Source organism: Rhizobium acaciae (assembly GCF_025941625.1).
In the GTDB taxonomy this organism is placed as follows: Bacteria; Pseudomonadota; Alphaproteobacteria; order Rhizobiales; family Rhizobiaceae; genus Rhizobium; species Rhizobium acaciae.
Genome location: NZ_JAPCZO010000005.1, coordinates 302,672 through 323,291, shown reverse-complemented (window position 1 = coordinate 323,291; position 20,620 = coordinate 302,672). Strand labels below are relative to the sequence as shown.

Sequence of the window (20,620 nt, the reverse complement as noted above, 5' to 3'; positions counted from 1 at the left end):
AACGATTCAGCTTTTTCTCAAAACAGAACCGTTCTGACCTTCGTTCTACGCAATTCCTGGAAAATAGATCGCTACTTCCCTGGATTTGCTCCAACGGTTTCCGGTTCTTGCCCTCGCCCGGAAAACCGCACGCAAATTCGACAATGCGCAACCTTTGGTCGCTCGCTTTCCAGCAGAGTAATTAGGTTGCGTTGAAACAACTTCTAATGCAAGTCAGCGAAAAGAGCATCACCCAAATGGGGTACAGACCGCAAGGAAGCCGACCTTTTTTGGTGTTTATTTCTTGTCAATTGACTTTACGCAATTTCCGGGCGCAAAACCGCGTCATGGCTTTGCTGAAATTGCGTGTGCTCGGCGTCGACGTGGATGCTCGGATCAGGCCCACTGCTGTCCGGTTGGCGCTAGTGGCTTGCCCCTCACCCTAACCTTGCCGGGCTCGAGCCACTCGTCTCGACCCGTCCTTCGGACCCCCGTAAAAACGGGGAGAGGGGACGTGTCCTGCGAAAGGTCGGAGGGGACGGAGAGGGCGCAGCAATGTCCCTTCGCCCCGTTTACGGGGAGAAGGTGGCGGCAGCCGGATGAGGGGCTGGTCTCGGCAAACACGCCGATCGGGATGTCCAGTGACAATCCGCCCTTCCCCGACGCAGAAACGCGTTCGTCGTAAACCTCAGGCAATCTCGCGCAGGCGCTCGGCCATTTGCAGGTCGACGGAGACGAGTTGGGAGACGCCCTGCTCGGCCATGGTGACGCCGAAGAGGCGGTTCATGCGGGCCATGGTGATCGGATTGTGGGTGATGATGACGAAGCGGGTTTCGGTGGAGGCCGCCATTTCGTCCATCAGGTTGCAGTAGCGCTCGACATTGTGGTCGTCGAGCGGCGCGTCAACTTCGTCGAGCACGCAGATCGGCGCCGGATTGGTGAGGAAGACGGCGAAGATCAGCGCCATTGCCGTCAGCGCCTGTTCGCCGCCGGAGAGCAGCGTCATCGTCTGCGGCTTCTTGCCGGGCGGACGGGCGAGGATTTCGAGGCCGGCTTCGAGCGGATCGTCGGATTCGATCAGCTGCAGCTCGGCGGTGCCGCCGCCGAACAGATGGGTGAACAGCCGCTGGAACTGGGCGTTGACGATGTCGAAGGCGGCAATCAGCCGTTCGCGGCCCTCGCGGTTGAGGCTCTGGATGGCGCCGCGCAGCTTGCGGATCGCATCGATGACGTCGTCGCGCTCCTTGATCAGCGCTTCGAGCTTCTCGCTGAGTTCCTTCTGTTCCTCGTCGGCGCGCAGGTTGACGGCGCCCAGCCGCTCGCGCTCGATCCTCAGGCGTTCCAGCTCGCGTTCGACTTCGCGCGGATCGGGAAGCGCCTGCATGGTCGGGCGGCCGGTCAGTTGCAGCGCCTCATGCGGGGCGACATTCAGGACCTCGCGGATGCGGCCTTCGCTTTCCTGCCGCTTCTCGCGGGCCGAGACAAGGCGTTCCTCGGCGCGGCCGCGGCGCTCGCGGCATTCGGCAAGTTCCGACAGTGCCGTCGTTGCCTTCTGGTCGGCTTCGCGCTGGATGCGTTCGGCCTCGGCCAAGAGATCGCTGGCCTGGCGGCGCGCCTCCTCGGCCTTCTGCAATTCGCTCAGCAGAGCGCGGCGCTTGTCGTCGAACTCGTCCGGCGCCAATTCGAGTTCGGCTGCCTCGTCCCGCGCCTCTTCCTCGCGCTCGCGCAGCGTCGCGACATGATCTTCGGCGCTTGCCGCCCGCTGGCGCCAGGTCTCGCGCTCCTGGCCGATCGCCATGATGCGGCGCTGGCGGGCTTCGTTTTCCCTCGCCAGGCTTTCATGGCGGGCGCGGCTTTCGGCCAGCGCGCCGCGATCGGTCGCCACTTCCGCCTGCTGGAACCGCAGCCGCTCGTCGATCGCAGTCAGATCGGGCGCGTCCTCCAGCTCGATGCGGGCATTTTCTTCCTGGATGGCGATTTCCTCCAGCTGCGTGCGCAGCTGGCTGGCGGCCTCGCTGACGACATCGCGGCGGCGGATGAGATCGCCGGAGGCACGCTCGGCGGCAACAAGAGCGTCGCGCGCTTCCGCGAGATGACGCGCCGACAGGCGGCTCATGTCGCGCGCCTCGGCAAGCCGGCGCTCCTCGACGCGGATCGCTTCGGCAGCGGCTGCCTGCCGCTCCTCGGCTTCGGCAAGCACGTCGCGGGCAAGGGCGGCTTCGCCTTCGAGCTCGGCCAGGCGGTTCTTCTGGGCAAGGCGCAATGCCGCTGCACTCGGGGCGTCTGCACCCGTCACGTGGCCGTCCCAGCGATAGACCGCACCCTCTTTGGTCACCAGCCGCTGGCCGGGCTTCAGCGCCGCCATCAGCCGCTCCGCATCGCCCTCCGCGACCAGGCCGATCTGGCGAAGGCGGCGGGTCAGTGCCGCCGGCGCGCGGACATGATCAAGCAGCGGCGCAACAGCGGATGGAAGGGCGGGATCGCCAGCGCCATCGCCATTGTCGGACCAATGGGCCGGCGCCTCGGCATCGAGCGGCGATTCCAGATCGTCGCCGAGGGCGGCGCCGAGTGCGGTCTCGAAGCCGCGGTCGACCTTCAGGTCATCGGCGACCGGCGGAAATTTGCCGGCCGCGGCACCGGCTGCGAGCATGCGGGAAATGGTGCGGGCCTCGGTCTCCAGCGCATTCAGGCTGGAGCGGGCCTGCTCGACCGGCGCACGCGACAGCGCCTCGGTCTGGCGGGCGCTAGCCAGCGCCTGGTCGACCACTTGCACTGCGGCTTCCGCGTCGGCGACGGCGATCTCGCCGGCTTCGACGATGGCGCGTTTTTCGTCGGGATCGGGCAGGCCGGCGATCTTCTCGCCGACGGCTGACAGTTCGTGGTTCGCCTCGTCCATCTGCCGTTCGAGGCGCATCCGGCGGTCGGTGAGATCGCGGATGGCGCGTTCCAGCTGGTTGCGGCCGGCAGCGGCTTCGGCGCGCTCGGCCGTCAGCTGGGTGAAGATGCGCTCGCTATCGGCAAGTTTTGCCGCCGCGCCCTCGAAGGCCTCGCGGGTTTCCTCGGCATAACGGCCGGAATCGGCGAGGATTTCTGAAATCTCCGCCTCTTCGGCATCGAGCCTCGCCAGGATGACGGCATTGTCGGCCACCAGCCGCTGCTCGCGGCTAATATCCTCGGCAAGCTGGGCGAGACGGCGGGTCAGTTCGTCGCGGCGGCGCAGGATGCGGCCGGCATCTTCCTCCAGCTGGCTTCTGGCGATCTGCAGGCGCTGCAGGGCGGCGGCGGCGCGCGCCTCGCCCTCGCGCAGTTCCGGCAGCTTCAGGCTGGCGATGCCCTGGTTCTTCGCCGCCTCCATCTGCATCTGCGCCTTTTCGGCAACGACGGAGGTCGCCTGGTTCAGCGCGCTGTCGGCCTCTGCCTCGGCTTCCTTGGCCTGCACCCAGCGGATATGCAGCAGCATCGCCTCGCGGGCGCGGATATCGGCGGACAGCGTCTTGAAGCGGTTTGCCTGGCGCGCCTGGCGCTTCAGGCTCTCGATCTGGCTTTCGAGTTGCGAGGTGACGTCGTCGAGACGCTCGAGATTGCCTTCGGCGGCGCGCAGCCGCAGTTCGGCCTCGTGGCGGCGGGAATGCAGGCCGGATATGCCGGCCGCCTCTTCGAGCAGCTGGCGGCGGGCCTGCGGCTTTGCCTGGATCAGCTCACCGATGCGCCCCTGCCCGACCATCGACGGCGACCGCGCGCCGGTGGAGGCGTCGGCAAACAGCAGCTGCACGTCCTTGGCGCGGCTTTCCTTGCCGTTGATGCGATAGAGCGAGCCCTGTTCACGCTCGATGCGGCGGGTGACCTGGATCTCGTCGCTGTCGTTGAAGGCGGCAGGCGCGGTGCGTTCGGCATTGTCGAGATAGAGCGCCACTTCGGCGGTGTTGCGCGCCGGGCGGTTGCCGGAACCCGAAAAGATCACGTCGTCCATGCCGGAGGCGCGCATGTTCTTGTAGGAATTCTCGCCCATCACCCAGCGCAGTGCCTCGACGAGATTCGACTTGCCGCAGCCGTTCGGGCCGACGACGCCGGTCAGTCCGCGCTCGATGATGAATTCCGTCGGCTCGACGAAGGATTTGAAGCCGACCAGGCGCAGCTTGTTGAACTTCATGCAGAAGCTCCGCAGCGCAGTTCAGGTTTGCCACGCAGCCACAAAAAAACGGGCGCACGGCTTTCGCCGTCGCCCGTTCTATCGAAACGATCCGGTTCAGAGCAGGCTGTCGATGAGCTTCGACAAAGTGTCAACCGGCATGTCTCCAGAGTAGCGCTTGCCATTGATCAGGAAAGTCGGGGTGGCGTTGACGCCGAAATCCTTGGAACCTCTTTCCCGCGTGGCGTTCACTTCATCCAGAAGCTTCTGGTTCGTCAAGCATTTCGTGAAGCTATCCTCAGTAAATCCGGCAAGCTTCGACATCTGCAGCAATGCGGCGCGGCCATCATCGGCGGCGGCCCATACCTGCTGCTGCTTGAAGAGCATGGAAACCATCGGGAAATACTGTTCCGGCGTGCTCAACTGCTCCGGATTGGAAGAATTGCAGCGGGCGAGCATGAAGGCGGCGGCGGCGCGCGGGTCGAAGGGGAATTCGCGGATGATGAACTGCACCTTGCCGCTGTCGACATATTTCTGCTTGATCGTGTCGAAGGTGGTGTTGTGGAAATGAGCGCAATGCGGGCAGGTCATCGACATGTATTCGACGATCTTGACCGGGGCGTCGGCCTTGCCGAGCGCCATTTCCGGCAGCACGCCAGGCTTCAGCACCTCAGCCATGTCGACATCGCCGTCGGACTCCGGCATTTCGGTCGCCGAGGTGGCGGCCGTCTGCATGGTGTCGACATTGGTGCCATCAGCCATGGTCTTGCCGGAGGACGAAGCATCGGCAGCGTCCTTGCTGTCGTTGCAGGCGACAAGCGCTACGGCAGCGGCGGCGATGGCGATACCGCTGAGCAGGCGGCGTTTCGTCAGTTGCATTTCGGACATCTGCATGGATTCCCCATAACTAAAGAGCTTGATGGCGTGACTGTGCGATATAACGGCTGGCGGCCACTCACAAGGCACGGTTCGCCAACTTCCTTCAAAGAATTGTGACCGTGGGAAGACGATAGATCAAAAATTGCGAGATTGGTCGTTTGTCGATTTCATCGATAGACATCCCTGCGGTTGCCAACCCTCACAACGAGGATTTGGACCGCCCCGTCGTCGATGCTTGCGATCACTCGATGGTCTCCGACGCGATACTTCCAGAAATCCCCGAGCTCGGATCCCTTGAGCGCTTCTCCGATGGATCGGGGGTCGTCCAGTCTGGCAACGCGATCATTGAGAAATCGCAGTATTCGGCGGGCGCCTTCATGTCCGAGCTTTTCAAGTTCGCGTTCGGCCGCTCGCTGAAACTCAATTCTCCAAACCATGACGCGCCATCAGCTCGGCCAGTGACACGGTATCGCTCTCACCCCGACGAAGCTCTTCGAGGCGCCTTTCGGCAAGATAGATATCTTCGAGATCGTCAAGATGCTCGAGGATAGCTTGACGCGCATAGAAGCTCTTGCTTCGGCCCGTGCGCTTGGAAAGCTCGTCGAGCCGTGCTTCGATCTCCGGTGGCAACCGCAAGGCCAGCATGGTTTTTCTCCTGTGTGCTATACAGGTATAGCAAATAGAAGGCCCCATCACTAGTCGTCATTCACAAGCAATAAAAGCGCTAGCGCCCACTCCCCCGCTTGCCCATCACCGCCGTGCCCAAGCGCTGGATCGCCTGGCGCAGCTTGTCGTTCTCGATGCCCTCCATCATGCCTTCGAGCTTGCGGGCGGCTTCGCCTTTCAGCGGCGGCGGGGTGCGGGAGCGGCGGATGGTTTGTGAGACCGGCTTCTGGACGATGCGGATCTGGTGGACGGCGGCAAAGCCGAAGAAGCTGTTGATGCGCTGGATGAGTTCGCCCTGGGCATGGGTGAGGAAGAGCGCACGCGCGCCCTCGCAGGCAATCGTCAGCACGCCGGGGCGGAAGCCGCCGGTCTCATCGCCACCGCGGGCCCAGGCGATCTTTTCCGGCCGGGTGCAATCGGCGAAATCCTCGCCGGCGATTTCGCTCCACGAACCGAGTAGCGCCGTGTTGATGCCGGCGCGCCGCGCGAGCACGGGATCGATCAGCCCGTTCGCCAGCTCGGAAATCTGCTTTGCACCTTTGCGTGGATAACTCATCGAAACCCTTCAGCGACGCCGCCAATTCGCATGCCAATTCGCACAGGCGACTTGATCGCGCGGCATTGCTTCGCCAAGTATAGGCACTTCCCCCCATCGCGGCAAATCATGACGATCACCACACTCGACACGCCCTTAGCCAACCCCCTGCTCGACTGGTATGACCGCCACCACCGCGACCTGCCCTGGCGCGTTTCTCCCGGCATGGCGGCCCGCGGCGTCAAACCCGACCCCTATCGCGTCTGGCTGTCGGAGGTGATGCTGCAGCAGACGACGGTGCAGGCGGTCAAACCCTATTTCGAAAAGTTTCTGCAGCGTTGGCCTCAGGTGACCGATCTCGCCGCAGCCGAAAACGACGCGGTGATGGCCGCCTGGGCGGGGCTCGGCTATTACGCGCGGGCCCGCAACTTGAAGAAATGCGCCGAAGCGGTGGCGACAGAGCATGGCGGCATCTTTCCCGATACCGAAGAGGGCCTCAAGTCGCTGCCCGGCATCGGCGACTATACGGCAGCCGCCGTCGCCGCAATCGCCTTCAACCGGCAGGCGGCAGTCATGGACGGCAATGTCGAGCGGGTGATCTCGAGGCTTTATGCGATCGCCACGCCGCTACCGGCCGCAAAGCCGGCGATGAGGGAGAAGGTGGCGCTGCTGACGCCGGCCGATCGGCCCGGCGATTTCGCCCAGGCGATGATGGATCTGGGCGCGACGATCTGCACGCCGAAGCGGCCGGCCTGTTCGCTCTGTCCGTTCCGCGGTGCATGCGAGGCGCTCGAACTTTCCGATCCCGAGTTCTTTCCGGTCAAGGCGGCGAAGAAGGAGAAGCCGGTCCGATACGGCGCGGCCTTCATCGCGGTGACCGGTGATGGCGAGATCCTGCTCAGGCGGCGCATCGACAGCGGCCTGCTCGGCGGCATGACCGAGGTGCCGACTAGCGCCTGGACGGCGCGCACCGACGGCGAGACCTCGGCCAGCGCCGCGCCCTTCGAAGCAGCATGGCAGGCCTCTGGCACCGTCATCCATGTCTTCACCCATTTCGAGCTCAGGCTTTCGATCTGGCGTGCGGCGATCGCAACCAAGATCGTCACGGATGGCGGCCCGAATGACGGATGGTGGGAGCCGGTTACAAATCTTGAAGCCCAGGCCTTACCAACCATCATGAAAAAAGCGATCGCAGCGGCTATTCCTCTCGCGTTTAAAACATCCAAGGGATGACCATGACCACCGACATAAGACATATCGTTTTCGACATCGGCAAAGTCCTTATTCATTACGATCCGCATCTTCCCTTCAGCCGCCTCATTCCAGATGAAACCGAGCGCAACTGGTTCTTCGCCAATATCTGCACCCATGACTGGAACATCGAGCAGGACCGCGGCCGCACCTGGGCGGAGGCCGAAGCGCTGCTGATAAAACAGCACCCGGCCCGCGAAGAGCATATCCGCGCCTTCCGCAAATATTGGCACGAGATGGTGCCGCACGCTTATGACGCCAGCGTCGCGATCATGGAAGGGCTGATCGCCGAGGGTCGTGACGTGACGATGCTCACCAACTTCGCCTCCGACACGTTCCGCGAGGCGCAGGCGCGCTTCCCCTTCCTGACCAAACCGCGCGGCGTCACGGTTTCCGGCGATGTCGGCCTGATCAAGCCTGATGTCGCGATCTACGAGACGCATACGAAAAGCTTCGGCCTCGATCCGGCTGCCACGATCTTCATCGACGACGCACCTGTTAATGTCGAAGGCGCCAAGGCCTTCGGCTGGAATGCGGTGCTGTTTTCGGGCGCGGAAAAACTGCGCAGCGATCTCGCCGGCTATGGGGTAAAGGTCTGAGACCGATGGCTTTCGACCCAGCAAAGCAAATCGAACTCTTCCACGCCGCGATCAACGCCCTCGATTTTCCCACCATCGAGGCCTATTTCGCCGAGGATGCAACCTATGTCTCGAACGGCGTCGGCAGTCTTGCCGGCCGCGCCGAGATCATGGCTGCCTTCCGGCGTTATTTCGACGATTATCCCGATCAGACAGCGGAAAATTCGCTGGTGGAAACTTTGACGCCGCTTTCCGGCCGATCGGTCTGGTCGGTGCGCGCCACCCACAGCAAGACGGGCAAGCCGCTGATCCGCGAAGGCGAGGAGACGATCACCTTCAACGCGGAAGGCCGCGTCACAAGGGTCGAGGTCACCGATTACCAGGAGTTCTGATCAGGAGTTCTGACTGGGGTAATTACAGCAAAAGTATCGAGCGGTTTTGCGTCCGGAATTGCGCAAAAACAAAAAGAGGACGCCCGGGTTTGACCCCGGGCGCCTTGGTCTTCTTCCGCAACTGGAGGGAAATCGGAAGAAGGTATCTCGATCTCGCGAAGGTGGTGCTCACTCCGCCTTTGCCAGATCACTGCGGATGACGGACCTGAGATCGTCGATCGGGCGCAGGGACTGCCCGTCTTCGAAATGCCAGAAGGTCCATCCGTTGCATGCATCGAGACCCTGCACCTTGGCGCCGAGACGATGAATGGAGCCGGCCTCGCCGCCGGATGCTACCGTGCCGTCGGCGCGGACGATGGCGCTATAGCGGCGCTTGGCGTCGGTCAGCACCTGGCCGGGCTTGATCAGGCCGCTTTCAACCAGCACGTTGAAGGCGACGCGGACTTCCGCCTTCTTGCCGGTCATGACGGTCAGTTCCGCCTTGCCGAGCGGCTCGACGGCGGCGATGCGGGCCGAGGCCGCATCGATATAATCCTGTTCGCGCTCGATGCCGACGAAGTGGCGGCCGAGACGCCTGGCGACGGCGCCCGTCGTTCCCGAGCCGAAGAAAGGATCGAGCACGATATCGCCGGGCTTGGTCGAGGCCATGATGACACGGGCGAGCAGCGCTTCCGGCTTCTGCGTCGGATGCACCTTCTTGCCGTCCTCGCCCTTCAGCCGTTCGCTGCCGTTGCAGATCGGGAACAGCCAGTCGGAGCGCATCTGGACATCGTCATTGGCCGCCTTCAGCGCATCGTAATTGAAGGTATAGCCCTTGGCCTTGGCGCTGGGGCTTGCCCAGATCATCGTCTCATGGGCGTTCTGGAAACGGCGGCCCTTGAAATTCGGCATCGGGTTGGTCTTGCGCCAGATGATGTCGTTGAGGATCCAGAAATTCAGATCCTGCAGCGTGGCGCCGACCCGGAAGATATTGTGGTAGGAGCCGATCACCCAGATCGAGCCTGTCGGCTTCAGCACGCGGCGGCAGGCCAGCAGCCAGGCACGGGTGAAGGCGTCATAGGCCTCGAAGGAGGCGAACTGGTCCCACTCGTCGTCGACCGCATCGACCAGCGACTGGTCGGGACGATGCAGCGTTCCGCCGAGCTGGAGATTATACGGCGGATCGGCAAAAATGATATCGACGGAGTGGCTGGGCAAAGCTTCAAGGGCGCTGACGCAATCGCCCTTGATGATCGTGTCGACCCAAGAAGCCGGCCAAGAATCCGACTTGACGGAAGCCTTGAGGTCGGCAAGCGGAAAAACTGATGCCATTTAGATACTCACTCATACGCTCTACGCTTAACTGTCCGTTATGGTTACGCAACTTAGTTACCAAAGCCTGAAGCGGTGGCCGATTTCGGGAATTTATTCGGCCGGCCGATGAGTGAGCGGCAGACTTTGCCGACGCCGGCGATCACGCCGCATCGTGGACGCTGCGGCTGTCGGCCGGCGCCTCGTCGCGTTCGAACATGCCGTAATCGCGGACGACACTGGCAATCCGCAGGCGATAATCGGCGAAGATGCCGCCGCGTCCGGCCTGCTGGGCTGCCCGGTGAGCTTCGAGATTGCGCCATTCCCTGACGGCCGCCTCGTCGCGGAAGAAGGAGAGCGACAGCAGCTTGCCACGCGTCGTCAGGCTCTCGAAACGCTCGATCGAGATGAAGCCGTCGATCTTTTCGAGTTCGCCGCGCAGCTCGCCGGCGAGATCCAGATATTTGTGGCGTTCGCCCATATAGGGCACGACTTCGAAGATGACGGCGATCATGGCAGCACCAGCTTTGCGTGAGGAGCGGAGACATTTTTGAGGAAGATGCGATCCTCCTTCAGGATGAAGCCTTCGCGCCTGGCAAATTCGTAATTCTCACGGCCGAGCGGGTCGGCGGCCAGCCTGGCGCGATAGGCTTCATAGGCGGCAAGGCTCTCGATATTGTAGACGCCGTAGGCCGTCGTTGCCGATCCCTCATGCGGACCGAAATAGCCGATCAGATCGGCGCCGTTCTTCGGAATTGCCTGGCCCCAGTTGCGGGCATAGTCGGCAAACGCCTCCTTCTTGAAGGGGTCGATCTGATAACGGATGAAGCAGGTGATCATGGGGTTCTCCTTTGCTGTCTATCCGTTTTCGCACATTGCCTGACGGTGATGCTTCGGTTACGATCGAAGTATGAAGGAAGGTCCTGACATTGCGCAGATCGGCGCGCTCATCGGCGATCCCGCGCGCGCCAACATGCTGGCGGCGCTGACCGGCGGCCGGGCGCTGACGGCGACGGAGCTTGCCGGCGTCGGCGGCATCACCGTGCAGACGGCGAGCACCCATCTCGCCAAGCTCGAGGCCGGCGGGCTGCTAACCCAGCGCAAGCAGGGGCGCCACCGTTATTTCACGCTGGCCGACGAGGCCGTTGCCCGGCTGATCGAAAGCATGATGGGCTTTGCCGCCGGACGCGGGCATCTCCGCCACCAGCCGGGACCGAAGGAGCCGGCGCTGCGCAAGGCGCGCATCTGCTACGATCACCTTGCCGGCGATTACGGCGTGCGCATGCTCGACAGCCTGATTGCATCAGGCGCGATCGACGCCGTCGGCGATGGCCTGGCGCTGACGGAAAAGGGCGAAAGCGACCTCGAATGCATCGGCATCGATGTCAGCGACCTCAGATCGTCGCGCCGGCCGCTCTGCCGCTCCTGCCTCGACTGGAGCGAAAGACGCGCCCACCTCGCCGGCAGCCTCGGCAAGGCCCTGCTCTCAAGCTTCCTCGACAAAGGCTGGGCGCGGCGCACGGCGGAAAGCCGCTCGATCCTGTTTTCTCCGGAGGGCGACCGGCAGTTTCTGAAGCTTTTTCCGGTTGATGCATAGGTCGGGACGGATCAAAAAAATTGGGAGCGCAGTCACAACGCCACCTCCCCGTCCCCTCGTGGGCTCCCATTGCGCCAATGCCCCGGAACGCCAGCACCCAAGAGAGCCTCACCCTAAGGTGCCCGCAAGGCCTCGAAGGGCGAGGCGGGTGCACCGGCGTTGATAGAGGCAAGGAGCAGCATTTTGGCGTGTCCTTCGAGGCTTCGCCCCGCGGGCTGCGTACAAGGACGAGGTCTGGTGGAGCGTGCCGCCCGCAGATGAGCAGCATTCTGCGGATAACAGGCTCGCCAGTCATCGCTTTTCACAAATAGGCACAACCGAAGCACGGCGGCGTCAGCCCGGGCAGCTTGCCAGTGGAGGCGCTGCCAGGGGTCCAGTCCTAACCGGATGTATCTTCTATTGGCAGGCAGTGGCGGAATCCGGCTTGTTTGTCGTCGAGCCCGAGGGTGCCGAGTTGCCGGGCTGGCCTGCCTGCTGGCGCTGGCAATCGTCCGGATCGCCGCCGGACTTATTGGCGCCGTTCATTCCTCCTGCGCCTCCTCCATCTGTCGAATTCGCGCCCGAATTGCCAGAGCCCGAATTGCCGGATCCCGTGCCGCTGGAACCGGAATCCGACCCGCTGCCGCTACCGGAGCCGGACACACCGCTGCTGCTGCCGGAACCGGATCCGGAACCACCGCTGCCGCCGGATTGTGCGATGGCGGCCGTTGTCAGGCCAAGTGAAAGCGCTGTTACTGCGAGCAGTCTCAGAAGCATTGGAATCTCCTTTTTGCTTCACCAGGGATGGTGGGCGAACCGGGATTCCGTCGATTTGTTCCGATGAAAATGCGCGGGATCTTGCCGTCTCACGACGGTTTCAAGCGCGCCGCTTAACCTTCCCGAGCCCTCACGCACCTGCCCTCTTTTCATCTTCCTGCCGCACATGCGCCCGCCGTGCCGCCGGCGTGAGCGCCAGCGCCGCGTGATTGCTCTCGGCTTCACCGAGGATGCTTTCATCCTCCTTGATTTCGCGCAGCTGCGCACCCGTCGCCGGCTCTCGAAAGTCACACAGCGCTTAGCAGCCCTTCTTCCTCATCTTCTTTTCGAGCTTGGCTCTCTTTTCGGGCCCATCCCCGACATGTTTTCCGCCGGTCAGACCATGATCCATCATCGCCTGCATCTGAGCGCAGGTTCGCTTGTGGTGGTGCTTGCCGCCCTTGGCGGTGACGTAGGTGGATGTGAAGGCAAACAGCAGCGCTACGGCTGCCGCCGGTCGGACGAACGCTGCAAGCCTCATGGTCCCGCTCCCATTGCACATGCATCGTACGCCTCAGCCGGGGAAGCAGCAATGAACCTCAACGACCCGCCGGCACTCGCTCAGGTCCGTCGTTCTATCGGCAGCGCGCTTCCCCTTCGACGCACAAAGAGTTCAACCTTTTGTCGAGAATGAAATATCCACCACAACCTGTTGTTTTCGCGTCGCTAACCGACATGATGCTGAGAAAATTATTAAGCATGTTCGGGTACTCTCACCTTCTGAATTAACGAGAGAGCCCTGTCATGGCGTCGATCCAGCATAAGATCATCATTGCGAGCATCGCGATTTTCGCCCTGGCGGGCGGCGCTACGGGCGTCGGTATCTGGTCCGCCTCGACCCTCTCCGAAAACAACGCCGACGTTGCCCGGTCGGCACAAATTCTGCGCAACCACATGCAGGCCGACATGATGCATGACGCAATGCGCGCCGACGTGCTCGCGTCAATGCTGGCGTCCAACCCGGCAGCAGGCATGGACGCTGCCGCGGTGAAGGCGGATCTGGTGGAGCACGACGCATCGTTCCGCGAGATGCTTGATGCCAACAAGGCTCTTGCCGCCGACGACAAGACCAAAACGCTGCTTGCCAGCATCGAGCGTCCCCTTCTGACCTATATCGAAAGCGCCACTGAGATCGTCGATCTTGCCAGCCGGGATGCCTCGGCGGCATTGAAGGCCTTGCCCGAATTCATGCAGCAGTTCTCTACCTTGGAAACGGCGATGGAACAGGCCGGCGATCAGATCGCCGCTGCATCCGAGGAAATTTCCAATCGCAGCTCTGATATAAAGGCGTCGGTCGATATTGTTCTGGAAGCCCTTTTGGCTTCGGCCGCACTCTTCGCCTTTGGTCTTTATTTCCTCACCCGCAAGACCATCACCAAGCCGATCCTTTCGCTTTCCGGCGATATGCAAAGGCTCGCCGGCGGTGACACGGCGATTGCCTGCACCGGGATCGGCCGCAGCGATGAAATCGGGACGATGGCATCGGCCGTCGAAGTCTTCCGCCAGGCGGCGATTGCCAACAAGCAACTCGAAAAAGATGCCGAGGCCGCTCGATTGCAGGGCGAAACCGAACGGGTCACGGCGCGCAAGCAGGCCGACGACGATGCCGCCGAACGGCTGCGGGCGGCGACGTCAGGCCTCGCCGCAGGCCTGAAGAGGCTTGCATCCGGCGATCTCTCCTTCCAGATCGAAGAGCCCTTCGCCCCAGACTTTGAGGGCCTCCGGCATGATTTCAACATGTCGATCCGGCAGCTCGATCAGACGCTCAGTGCGATCACGGCCGCCATTGCCGCGATCGACGAAGGCACCAGGGAAATCGCCTCCGGGGCCGGCGACCTGTCGAAACGAACCGAACAGCAGGCAGCCTCTCTCGAAGAAACCGCCGCAGCGCTCGATCAGATCACCGCCAATGTCTCGAACTCGAGCAAGCGGACCGACGAGGCGCGCACTGAAGCGACCGATGCAAACCGCAATGCCGCCAAGTCTTCCGAGGTCGTGTCGCATGCCGAAGAAGCCATGCGCCGCATCGAGGCCTCGTCGCAGCAGATTTCCAGCATTATCGGCGTGATCGACGAGATCGCTTTCCAGACCAATCTGCTGGCGCTGAACGCCGGCGTCGAAGCGGCGCGCGCCGGCGACGCGGGCAAGGGTTTTGCCGTGGTGGCCCAGGAAGTCCGCGAGCTGGCCCAGAGATCGGCTCAGGCGGCAAAGGAAATCAAAGGTCACATCCAGAAATCCTCGGTGGAAGTGGAAAGCGGCGTCAAGCTGGTTCTCGACACCAGCCAGGTTCTGAAGGCGATCAGCGAACAGATTGCCCGCATCAACCAGCACATGGATGCAATCGCCGTATCGGCCAGAGAGCAGTCGACCGGCCTTGCCGAAGTCAACACCGCCGTCAATTCCATGGACCAGGTGACCCAGCAGAACGCGGCAATGGTGGAGCAATCGACAGCGGCATCCGGTCATCTCGCCGAGGAAGCTGCCAAGCTGCGTGAACTGGTTTCCCGGTTCAGGCTTCGTGCGTCCGCTTCGACCCCATCTGCAGCTGGACGCCGGGGTGGGCAGCTGGCGGCCTGACGGCTGCTATCAGCTCGCAAGTCTTCATTCCCCATTCAAGCGGACACGACCGGTCCGGGAGCGATGCCGGAGCCGGTCGCTTGCCGCATCGCAGCCATGCTTGAGATCCGGTTGAGCTTTGGCCGGGCATCGTGTAAAGCCGCAGCATTCCCGGACAAGACCCAGACTTCCAGCCCAGACTTTCAGCAAGGCGTGAACATATGGACGGCTTCAACCTCATCATCTTCGACTGCGACGGCGTTCTCGTCGATTCGGAAATCATCGCGGCGGAAGTCGAATCCGCGCTTTTGACAGAGGCCGGATATCCGATCGACGCCGAGGAAATGGGCGAGCGCTTCGCCGGCATGACGTGGCGCAACATCCTGCTGCAGATCGAGCGCGAGGCAAGCATCCCGTTTTCGGCTTCCCTGCTCGACAAGTCGGAGCATTTGCTCGACCTCAGGCTGGCGCAGGACGTCCAGGCCATCCCGGGCGTTGAATTCGCCGTCTCCAGGCTGCCGATCAAGCGCTGCATCTGCTCGAATTCGAGCACCAAGCGGCTCGACATGATGCTGAGCAAGGTGGGGCTGAAGCCGCTGTTTGCGCCGAACATCTTCTCCGCCAAGGATCTTGGCCCCGACCGCGTCAAGCCGAAGCCCGACATCTTCCTGCACGGCGCAAGCCAAATGGGCGTTTCGCCTGACAAGGTCGTTGTGGTCGAGGATTCCGTCCACGGCGTACACGCGGCGCGCGCCGCCGGCATGCGCGTCATCGGTTTTACCGGCGCCTCGCACAGCTATCCCGCCCATGCCGACAAATTGACGGATGCCGGCGCCGAAACGGCAATCTCCCGCATGAACGACCTGCCGGGCGTCGTCGCCGCATTGGCGGCCTGGGACAATGTTCTCTGAGGCGCTTTAGGCCCGCGATCGGCGACTATGACGACGACTTTGATCGGGACAGCGACAGCTTCAGGCCCCGCTGACTTCGGAGCTCTAGAACCTGAATAAACGAAGTTGAGAAGTGGGTTTCGCACCTCTGCGCCAATCGGCGCGGAATTGGGGACGGCAATGAAGCTGTCGTTCGATCTTACCTTGCTAGGCGCTTAAATCATCCCTATGTTGGAGATCAATTAGCAAGGAAGTGCTTATGCCTGCTGCCCACGCTCTCACTTTGACGGAGGCCGGTTACGTCCTGAACCGGTCCGCGACCGCTCTCAACAAGGCTGTCGATACAGGTGTTATCCGCGCGCGCCAGCGCAAGGTCGGCAGCGCTGTTCAGCGGCTTTTAGGCCCGGCAGAAATGCGGTTTTTGCTCGTTGCCGACGGCCTCGATAAGGACCTAACTCCTGCCGGCCGTCGCAGATTATACGATGCGATCCGCCAACTTTCTTTCGACGCTCATCGCGTCAGTCTCGGGGAAATCGAGCTCGACCTGGGGAAGATAGATGCAGATCTCGAAAATCGGCTTCAACGCCTGAAAGCTCTGCGAGAGTGGGTAGACATAGAGCGTGGCGAACCGCTGATAAAGGGTACCCGCGTTCCGGTCCATATGGTGGCAGCCCTTGCCCGCGGACAGACAGTCGCGGAGATCGTCGAGGATTTTCCTTCTCTCAGCCGCGAGCAGGTCGAGGCCGCCATCGAATACGCGAAAGCATATCCGAAGCGGGGGCGACCCTATCCATCCCGCAGTCTCAAGCGATCACTCGCCGAACTCGCCGAACTTGGGGCCTTCGATGAAGTCGACGGAGCAGCGGATGTTGCAGGCCCGCGAATAATTCCGTGACCGGCTACTTGCTGGACGAGAATGTCTTGCGTGAGTTCAGCCCGCGAGGGAACGCCAACGTCCGCAAGTGGATCGCCGGCGTCGATGACGCGGAACTGCGCCTCAGCGTAGCGACGCTATTCGAGAAGCGCCGAGGTGCTGAAATGCTCAAGCGGCGCGACCCGGGACGCGCCGCTGCTATCATTCGGGGAATTGCCAACCTGGAGAAAGCGTTTGCAGATCGGATTTTGCCGGTGGGGCCAGTTGTGGAAGAATGGACGCGCCTGCTCGGAGCCAAGAACAAGGACCGCTGGGACTTGGCGCTTGCAGCGACTGCGCGCGTTCACCGCCTCGTGCTTGTCACGCGTAACATCAAAGATTTCGAGGGCCGCGGTACGCGGCTGCTCAACCCGTTCACCGATCCCCCGGAGCGGATCGAGCCCTAAAACAGCAATTCGTCCGAAACCGCTTAGCACTTTTCCTGGATTGCTTTGCTTTTCACGCAATTCCGGACGGAAAACCGCTGCGCACTTTTCCTGGAATTGCTCTAGCTGCTCTTCTTGGTTTTTGCCGGCTGGGTGTCGAAGCCGATATTGACGCGCACCAGGGCGCCGGAGCCGACCGGCATCTTGATGCCGTCCTTGCGGAAGACGACCTGCGTGCCCGGCGCGCCCGGCGGGATCTCGGTCGGGAATTTGGTGACTTCGGAATAGAGCACGGTCTCGCCGTCGATGACGGAGATGCGGATCGGCAGGGTCACCGGCCCCGGCGTGCCGGCCGGGCCGGTGATCAGGCGCAGTTGGGCAACGACCGTCATCGTCAGGTTCGTGTCGTTCAGCGTGCACTGGCGGGTGTAATCGCCGACGGAGGCCTGGAAGACGATCTGCTGCGGATCGTCCTTCTTGCCTTTGGCATAGGTGCGGAAGATCGCATCCTGGTCACGCATGAAGATCTGCGGGCAGGCGCCCTGGACGACGGGAGCGACCGTGCCCTGCGCCGTCGTGGCCGTGCCGATCGAGGGATTGTTCGAGGACGGGTTGGCTGGCGCCAGCGGCATGATCTGGGCGGTGCCGTTCGGCTGGGTCGCCGGCGCCGCCGGCTTGCTGTCGCCACCTATGCCGAGCGAGTTGCAACCGGTAAGCAGGGCAAGAAAAGATGCGGAGACGATGAGACGCGAGACCTTGCCGAGCACCATATTCCATCCCTTGTATAAGCGCTTCTTGGAGGCCCCATGTCTTTTCCGCGGGGCCTTTCACGACGGTTTGCGATGGTCTATATCAGCGGCGCAAACAAAAATCGATTGGGTACGCGCCGTTTTGATGCACTTTTCACCGCCGGATGCGGGTAACTTCAACAAGATAACGGCGATGGTATGTCCGCAGGGCCGCCCCTTCTCGGTTTCCGGCGGCAAGCCACGGCCGCGCCCGGCCGGATTTCCTCCAGCGATAGATCAAGGATGATGAACGTGGACTATATCTCGACCCGCGGCGAGGCCCCTTCCCTCGGCTTTTGCGACGCCCTTTTGACCGGGCTGGCGCGCGACGGCGGGCTCTATGTTCCGCGCAAATGGCCGAGCTTTTCCAAGAAGGAGATCCGGGCGCTCAGGGGCAAGACCTATCAGGAGATCGCCTTCACCATCCTGTCGCCCTTCACCAATGGCGAGATCCCCGACGACACGTTCCGGGCGATGATCGACGAGGCCTACGGCACCTTCCGCCACCCGGCGATCGCGCCGCTTGTCCAGACCGGGCCGAACAGCTTCGTCATGGAGCTTTTCCACGGCACGACGCTCGCCTTCAAGGACGTGGCGATGCAGCTGCTCGCCCGGCTGATGGACTATGCGCTGGAAAAGCGCGGCGAGCGGGCGACGATCGTCGGCGCCACCTCGGGCGACACCGGCGGGGCCGCGATCGACGCCTTCGCCGGCCGCGAGCGCACCGACATCTTCATCCTCTTCCCGCATGGCAAGGTCTCGCCGGTGCAGCAGCGGCAGATGACGACCTCGTCGTCACCAAACGTGCATGCGCTTGCCGTCGAGGGCAATTTCGACGATTGCCAGAACCTCGTGAAAGCGATGTTCAACGACGTGGCCTTCCGCGACAAGGTCCGACTTTCCGGTGTCAACTCGATCAACTGGGCGCGCATCATGGCCCAGATCGTCTATTATTTCACGGCGGCGGTGGCGCTTGGCGGACCGGACCGGAAGATCTCGTTCACGGTGCCGACCGGCAATTTCGGCGATATCTTCGCCGGCTACTGCGCCAAGCGCATGGGCCTGCCGATCGACCGGCTGGTGATCGCCACCAACGAGAACGACATCCTGGCGCGGACGCTGAAGACCGGCCGCTACGACATGAAAGCGGTCAAGGCGACGAGTTCGCCGTCGATGGACATCCAGATCTCGTCGAACTTCGAACGGCTGCTGTTCGAAGCCTATGACCGCGACGCCTCGAAGGTGCGTGCGGCGATGGAAAGCCTCAAGCAATCCAACGGCTTCGAGATCGGCGAACAAGCGCTGAAGGCGATCCGCCGCGACTTCCGCGCCGGGCGCGCCAGCGAGAAGCAGGTCGCCGAGACGATCCGCAAGACCCATGCCGAAACCGGTTATCTGCTGGATCCGCATTCGGCGATCGGCGTCTTCGTCGCTGCCAAGAAAGAAAAGCCGAATACGCCGATGGTGACGCTTTCGACCGCGCATCCGGCGAAATTCCCCGTCGCCGTAAAATCCGCCAGCGGTATTGACCCGGCGCTTCCGACGTGGCTTGCTGATCTGATGCAAAGGGAGGAGCGTTTCCAGATCATCAAACCGGAGCTGAAAGCCGTAGAGACCTTTATCGGCAAGCACGCCCGCGGCGAGACGACAGCAGGCGCAGAAAGATAGCCAATGACAGTTGAGTGCACCCGGCTGAAATCCGGGCTGACAGTAGTCACAGAGACCATGCCGCATCTTGAAAGCGTTGCGCTCGGAGTCTGGATCAAATCGGGATCGCGTAACGAGACGGACAACGAGCACGGCATCGCTCACCTGCTCGAACACATGGCCTTCAAGGGCACGGCGCGCCGCACGGCCCGCCAGATTGCCGAGGAAATCGAGGATGTCGGCGGCGAAGTCAATGCCGCGACCTCGACCGAGACGACCTCCTATTACGCCCGCGTGCTCAAGGACTACGTGCCGCTCGCCGTCGATATCCTCGCCGACATCCTGACGGAATCGGCCTTCGAGGAAGAGGAGCTGGAGCGCGAGAAGCAGGTGATCCTGCAGGAGATCAACGCCGCCAACGACACGCCCGACGACGTGGTGTTCGACCGGTTCTCCGAGGCCGCCTATCGCGACCAGACGCTCGGCCGGGCGATCCTCGGCACGCCGGAGACCGTCGTCTCCTTCACGCCGCAGCAGATCCGCGGCTATCTCGGCCGCAACTACACGACCGACCGCATGTTCGTGGTCGCCACCGGCGCCGTCGAGCATGAAGAATTCCTGCGCATGGTCGAGGACCGTTTCGCCAGCCTGCCGACCGCACCTTCCGCCCCGCCCGTCATGGACGCGGCGCGTTACATCGGCGGCAGCGTGCGTGAACCGCGCGACTTGATGGACGCGCAGATCCTGCTCGGCTTCGAGGGCAAGCCCTACCACGCCCGTGATTTCTACTGCTCGCAGATCCTCGCCAATATCCTCGGCGGCGGCATGTCGTCGAGACTCTTCCAGGAGGTGCGCGAGTTCCGCGGCCTCTGTTATTCCGTCTATGCCTTCCACTGGGGCTTTTCCGACACCGGCATCTTCGGCATTCATGCCGCAACCGGCGGCGAAAACCTGCCGGAACTGGTGCCCGTCATCATCGACGAGCTGCACAAGTCGGCCGATGCGATCCACCAGAACGAGATCGAGCGCGCCCGCGCCCAGATCCGCGCCCAGCTGTTGATGGGTGCCGAAAGTCCGGCTGCCCGCGCCGGCCAGATCGCCAGGCAGATGATGCTTTACGGCCGGCCGATCTCCAATCCGGAGATGATGGAGCGGCTGGAAGGCATCACCATCGAGCGGCTGACCGACCTTGCCGGACGCCTGTTCTATGACACGGTGCCGACGCTTTCGGCGATCGGTCCACTGGAACAGCTTGCGCCGATGGAAGACATCACTGCCTCGCTTTCGGTCCCGGCGTCGAAGACGCTGCAGGCAAGCCGCTGAGCCGACGTCGTTCTGCCGGGAGTGAT

Annotated in this window: 21 protein-coding genes; 10 read left to right on the top strand and 11 right to left on the bottom strand. The window is 62.5% G+C overall.

All coding sequences use genetic code 11. The features are described 5' to 3' along the window. Window positions 1–667 precede the first annotated feature (667 nt). The 5 genes from OLZ32_RS10805 to OLZ32_RS10785 form a co-directional block, all read right to left on the bottom strand. Window positions 668–4,129 carry a chromosome segregation SMC family protein gene (locus tag OLZ32_RS10805; RefSeq protein ID WP_264421047.1) on the bottom strand — a complete coding sequence of 1,154 codons (3,462 nt, stop codon included), beginning with the start codon at window positions 4,127–4,129 and terminating at the stop codon, window positions 668–670. Window positions 4,130–4,225: 96 nt separating this feature from the next. Continuing rightward, window positions 4,226–4,996: a DsbA family protein gene (locus tag OLZ32_RS10800; RefSeq protein WP_017990568.1), complete on the bottom strand. Its 771-nt coding sequence runs from the start codon at window positions 4,994–4,996 to the stop codon at window positions 4,226–4,228. Window positions 4,997–5,154: 158 nt separating this feature from the next. Further along, complete coding sequence (locus OLZ32_RS10795) at window positions 5,155–5,424, bottom strand: type II toxin-antitoxin system RelE family toxin (protein ID WP_264421044.1); 270 nt, start codon at window positions 5,422–5,424, stop codon at window positions 5,155–5,157. After that, a complete protein-coding gene (gene relB / locus OLZ32_RS10790; RefSeq protein ID WP_264397152.1) occupies window positions 5,408–5,632 on the bottom strand; it encodes a type II toxin-antitoxin system RelB family antitoxin in 225 nt (74 codons plus the stop codon). The genes OLZ32_RS10795 and relB overlap by 17 nt, the downstream gene beginning before the upstream one ends. A 79-nt stretch (window positions 5,633–5,711) precedes the next feature. Continuing rightward, entirely contained in the window at window positions 5,712–6,209 is a 498-nt protein-coding gene (locus OLZ32_RS10785; RefSeq protein ID WP_264397151.1) for a DUF721 domain-containing protein, read from the bottom strand. Window positions 6,210–6,317: 108 nt separating this feature from the next. On the opposite strand from OLZ32_RS10785, the gene mutY reads away from it, so the two are divergent. Genes mutY through OLZ32_RS10770 form a run of 3 tightly spaced genes read left to right on the top strand, consistent with a single transcriptional unit; the run spans window position 6,318 to window position 8,409 of the window. Further along, window positions 6,318–7,421: an A/G-specific adenine glycosylase gene (gene mutY, locus OLZ32_RS10780; protein ID WP_264421042.1), complete on the top strand. Its 1,104-nt coding sequence runs from the start codon at window positions 6,318–6,320 to the stop codon at window positions 7,419–7,421. A 2-nt stretch (window positions 7,422–7,423) separates the two neighbouring features. Then, entirely contained in the window at window positions 7,424–8,038 is a 615-nt protein-coding gene (locus OLZ32_RS10775; RefSeq protein WP_026160131.1) for an HAD family hydrolase, read from the top strand. A 5-nt stretch (window positions 8,039–8,043) separates the two neighbouring features. Next, window positions 8,044–8,409 (top strand): nuclear transport factor 2 family protein, encoded by a 366-nt coding sequence (locus OLZ32_RS10770; RefSeq protein ID WP_264421040.1) that lies wholly within the window; start codon window positions 8,044–8,046, stop codon window positions 8,407–8,409. 168 nt (window positions 8,410–8,577) lie between these two features. Here the strand turns inward: OLZ32_RS10770 and OLZ32_RS10765 are convergent, their stop codons facing one another. The 3 genes from OLZ32_RS10765 to OLZ32_RS10755 all read right to left on the bottom strand — a co-directional run bounded on the left by OLZ32_RS10765 (window position 8,578) and on the right by OLZ32_RS10755 (window position 10,539). Next, window positions 8,578–9,720, bottom strand: a complete 1,143-nt coding sequence (locus tag OLZ32_RS10765) for a site-specific DNA-methyltransferase (protein ID WP_264421038.1) — start codon at window positions 9,718–9,720, stop codon at window positions 8,578–8,580. A gap of 142 nt (window positions 9,721–9,862) precedes the next feature. Next, window positions 9,863–10,213: an antibiotic biosynthesis monooxygenase family protein gene (locus OLZ32_RS10760; protein ID WP_017990563.1), complete on the bottom strand. Its 351-nt coding sequence runs from the start codon at window positions 10,211–10,213 to the stop codon at window positions 9,863–9,865. Further along, a complete protein-coding gene (locus OLZ32_RS10755; RefSeq protein ID WP_264421036.1) occupies window positions 10,210–10,539 on the bottom strand; it encodes an NIPSNAP family protein in 330 nt (109 codons plus the stop codon). The genes OLZ32_RS10760 and OLZ32_RS10755 overlap by 4 nt, the downstream gene beginning before the upstream one ends. A 70-nt stretch (window positions 10,540–10,609) precedes the next feature. Here OLZ32_RS10755 and OLZ32_RS10750 point away from each other — a divergent pair, with 70 nt between their 5' ends. Then, on the top strand, window positions 10,610–11,296 hold the full coding sequence (locus OLZ32_RS10750; RefSeq protein WP_264421034.1) for an ArsR/SmtB family transcription factor: 687 nt from the start codon (window positions 10,610–10,612) through the stop codon (window positions 11,294–11,296). A gap of 396 nt (window positions 11,297–11,692) precedes the next feature. Here OLZ32_RS10750 and OLZ32_RS10745 read toward each other — a convergent pair whose 3' ends face one another. After that, a complete protein-coding gene (locus OLZ32_RS10745) occupies window positions 11,693–12,052 on the bottom strand; it encodes an oxidoreductase (RefSeq protein ID WP_264421030.1) in 360 nt (119 codons plus the stop codon). Between the two features lie 298 nt (window positions 12,053–12,350). Then, window positions 12,351–12,572 carry a hypothetical protein gene (locus OLZ32_RS10740; RefSeq protein ID WP_264421028.1) on the bottom strand — a complete coding sequence of 74 codons (222 nt, stop codon included), beginning with the start codon at window positions 12,570–12,572 and terminating at the stop codon, window positions 12,351–12,353. Between the two features lie 263 nt (window positions 12,573–12,835). On the opposite strand from OLZ32_RS10740, the gene OLZ32_RS10735 reads away from it, so the two are divergent. The 4 genes from OLZ32_RS10735 (at window position 12,836) to OLZ32_RS10720 (ending at window position 16,857) form a co-directional block, all read left to right on the top strand. After that, on the top strand, window positions 12,836–14,668 hold the full coding sequence (locus tag OLZ32_RS10735) for a methyl-accepting chemotaxis protein (protein ID WP_264421025.1): 1,833 nt from the start codon (window positions 12,836–12,838) through the stop codon (window positions 14,666–14,668). A 200-nt stretch (window positions 14,669–14,868) separates the two neighbouring features. Next, window positions 14,869–15,558, top strand: a complete 690-nt coding sequence (locus OLZ32_RS10730) for an HAD family hydrolase (protein WP_264421023.1) — start codon at window positions 14,869–14,871, stop codon at window positions 15,556–15,558. 238 nt (window positions 15,559–15,796) lie between these two features. Then, on the top strand, window positions 15,797–16,432 hold the full coding sequence (locus OLZ32_RS10725) for a DUF433 domain-containing protein (RefSeq protein ID WP_017990553.1): 636 nt from the start codon (window positions 15,797–15,799) through the stop codon (window positions 16,430–16,432). Then, the gene (locus OLZ32_RS10720; protein ID WP_264421019.1) at window positions 16,429–16,857 is read left to right on the top strand and encodes a type II toxin-antitoxin system VapC family toxin; all 429 of its coding nucleotides are present in this window, start codon (window positions 16,429–16,431) and stop codon (window positions 16,855–16,857) included. The genes OLZ32_RS10725 and OLZ32_RS10720 overlap by 4 nt, the downstream gene beginning before the upstream one ends. A 101-nt stretch (window positions 16,858–16,958) precedes the next feature. Here the strand turns inward: OLZ32_RS10720 and OLZ32_RS10715 are convergent, their stop codons facing one another. Beyond that, the gene (locus OLZ32_RS10715) at window positions 16,959–17,606 is read right to left on the bottom strand and encodes a hypothetical protein (protein ID WP_017990552.1); all 648 of its coding nucleotides are present in this window, start codon (window positions 17,604–17,606) and stop codon (window positions 16,959–16,961) included. Between the two features lie 261 nt (window positions 17,607–17,867). On the opposite strand from OLZ32_RS10715, the gene thrC reads away from it, so the two are divergent. Both thrC and OLZ32_RS10705 read left to right on the top strand, forming a co-directional pair. Further along, on the top strand, window positions 17,868–19,292 hold the full coding sequence (gene thrC / locus OLZ32_RS10710; RefSeq protein ID WP_264397139.1) for a threonine synthase: 1,425 nt from the start codon (window positions 17,868–17,870) through the stop codon (window positions 19,290–19,292). A gap of 3 nt (window positions 19,293–19,295) precedes the next feature. Continuing rightward, window positions 19,296–20,594: a M16 family metallopeptidase gene (locus OLZ32_RS10705; RefSeq protein WP_003546031.1), complete on the top strand. Its 1,299-nt coding sequence runs from the start codon at window positions 19,296–19,298 to the stop codon at window positions 20,592–20,594. The last annotated feature ends 26 nt before the right edge of the window (window positions 20,595–20,620 follow it).

What these genes read in the sequence shown, in the direction of transcription:
- OLZ32_RS10805 (WP_264421047.1), bottom strand. Translation starts at nt 4,129, where the DNA reads ATGAAGTTCAACAAGCTGCGCCTGGTCGGCTTCAAATCCTTCGTCGAG.
- OLZ32_RS10800 (WP_017990568.1), bottom strand. Translation starts at nt 4,996, where the DNA reads ATGTCCGAAATGCAACTGACGAAACGCCGCCTGCTCAGCGGTATCGCC.
- OLZ32_RS10795 (WP_264421044.1), bottom strand. Translation starts at nt 5,424, where the DNA reads ATGGTTTGGAGAATTGAGTTTCAGCGAGCGGCCGAACGCGAACTTGAA.
- relB (WP_264397152.1), bottom strand. Translation starts at nt 5,632, where the DNA reads ATGCTGGCCTTGCGGTTGCCACCGGAGATCGAAGCACGGCTCGACGAG.
- OLZ32_RS10785 (WP_264397151.1), bottom strand. Translation starts at nt 6,209, where the DNA reads ATGAGTTATCCACGCAAAGGTGCAAAGCAGATTTCCGAGCTGGCGAAC.
- mutY (WP_264421042.1), top strand. Translation starts at nt 6,318, where the DNA reads ATGACGATCACCACACTCGACACGCCCTTAGCCAACCCCCTGCTCGAC.
- OLZ32_RS10775 (WP_026160131.1), top strand. Translation starts at nt 7,424, where the DNA reads ATGACCACCGACATAAGACATATCGTTTTCGACATCGGCAAAGTCCTT.
- OLZ32_RS10770 (WP_264421040.1), top strand. Translation starts at nt 8,044, where the DNA reads ATGGCTTTCGACCCAGCAAAGCAAATCGAACTCTTCCACGCCGCGATC.
- OLZ32_RS10765 (WP_264421038.1), bottom strand. Translation starts at nt 9,720, where the DNA reads ATGGCATCAGTTTTTCCGCTTGCCGACCTCAAGGCTTCCGTCAAGTCG.
- OLZ32_RS10760 (WP_017990563.1), bottom strand. Translation starts at nt 10,213, where the DNA reads ATGATCGCCGTCATCTTCGAAGTCGTGCCCTATATGGGCGAACGCCAC.
- OLZ32_RS10755 (WP_264421036.1), bottom strand. Translation starts at nt 10,539, where the DNA reads ATGATCACCTGCTTCATCCGTTATCAGATCGACCCCTTCAAGAAGGAG.
- OLZ32_RS10750 (WP_264421034.1), top strand. Translation starts at nt 10,610, where the DNA reads ATGAAGGAAGGTCCTGACATTGCGCAGATCGGCGCGCTCATCGGCGAT.
- OLZ32_RS10745 (WP_264421030.1), bottom strand. Translation starts at nt 12,052, where the DNA reads ATGCTTCTGAGACTGCTCGCAGTAACAGCGCTTTCACTTGGCCTGACA.
- OLZ32_RS10740 (WP_264421028.1), bottom strand. Translation starts at nt 12,572, where the DNA reads ATGAGGCTTGCAGCGTTCGTCCGACCGGCGGCAGCCGTAGCGCTGCTG.
- OLZ32_RS10735 (WP_264421025.1), top strand. Translation starts at nt 12,836, where the DNA reads ATGGCGTCGATCCAGCATAAGATCATCATTGCGAGCATCGCGATTTTC.
- OLZ32_RS10730 (WP_264421023.1), top strand. Translation starts at nt 14,869, where the DNA reads ATGGACGGCTTCAACCTCATCATCTTCGACTGCGACGGCGTTCTCGTC.
- OLZ32_RS10725 (WP_017990553.1), top strand. Translation starts at nt 15,797, where the DNA reads ATGCCTGCTGCCCACGCTCTCACTTTGACGGAGGCCGGTTACGTCCTG.
- OLZ32_RS10715 (WP_017990552.1), bottom strand. Translation starts at nt 17,606, where the DNA reads ATGGTGCTCGGCAAGGTCTCGCGTCTCATCGTCTCCGCATCTTTTCTT.
- thrC (WP_264397139.1), top strand. Translation starts at nt 17,868, where the DNA reads ATGATGAACGTGGACTATATCTCGACCCGCGGCGAGGCCCCTTCCCTC.
- OLZ32_RS10705 (WP_003546031.1), top strand. Translation starts at nt 19,296, where the DNA reads ATGACAGTTGAGTGCACCCGGCTGAAATCCGGGCTGACAGTAGTCACA.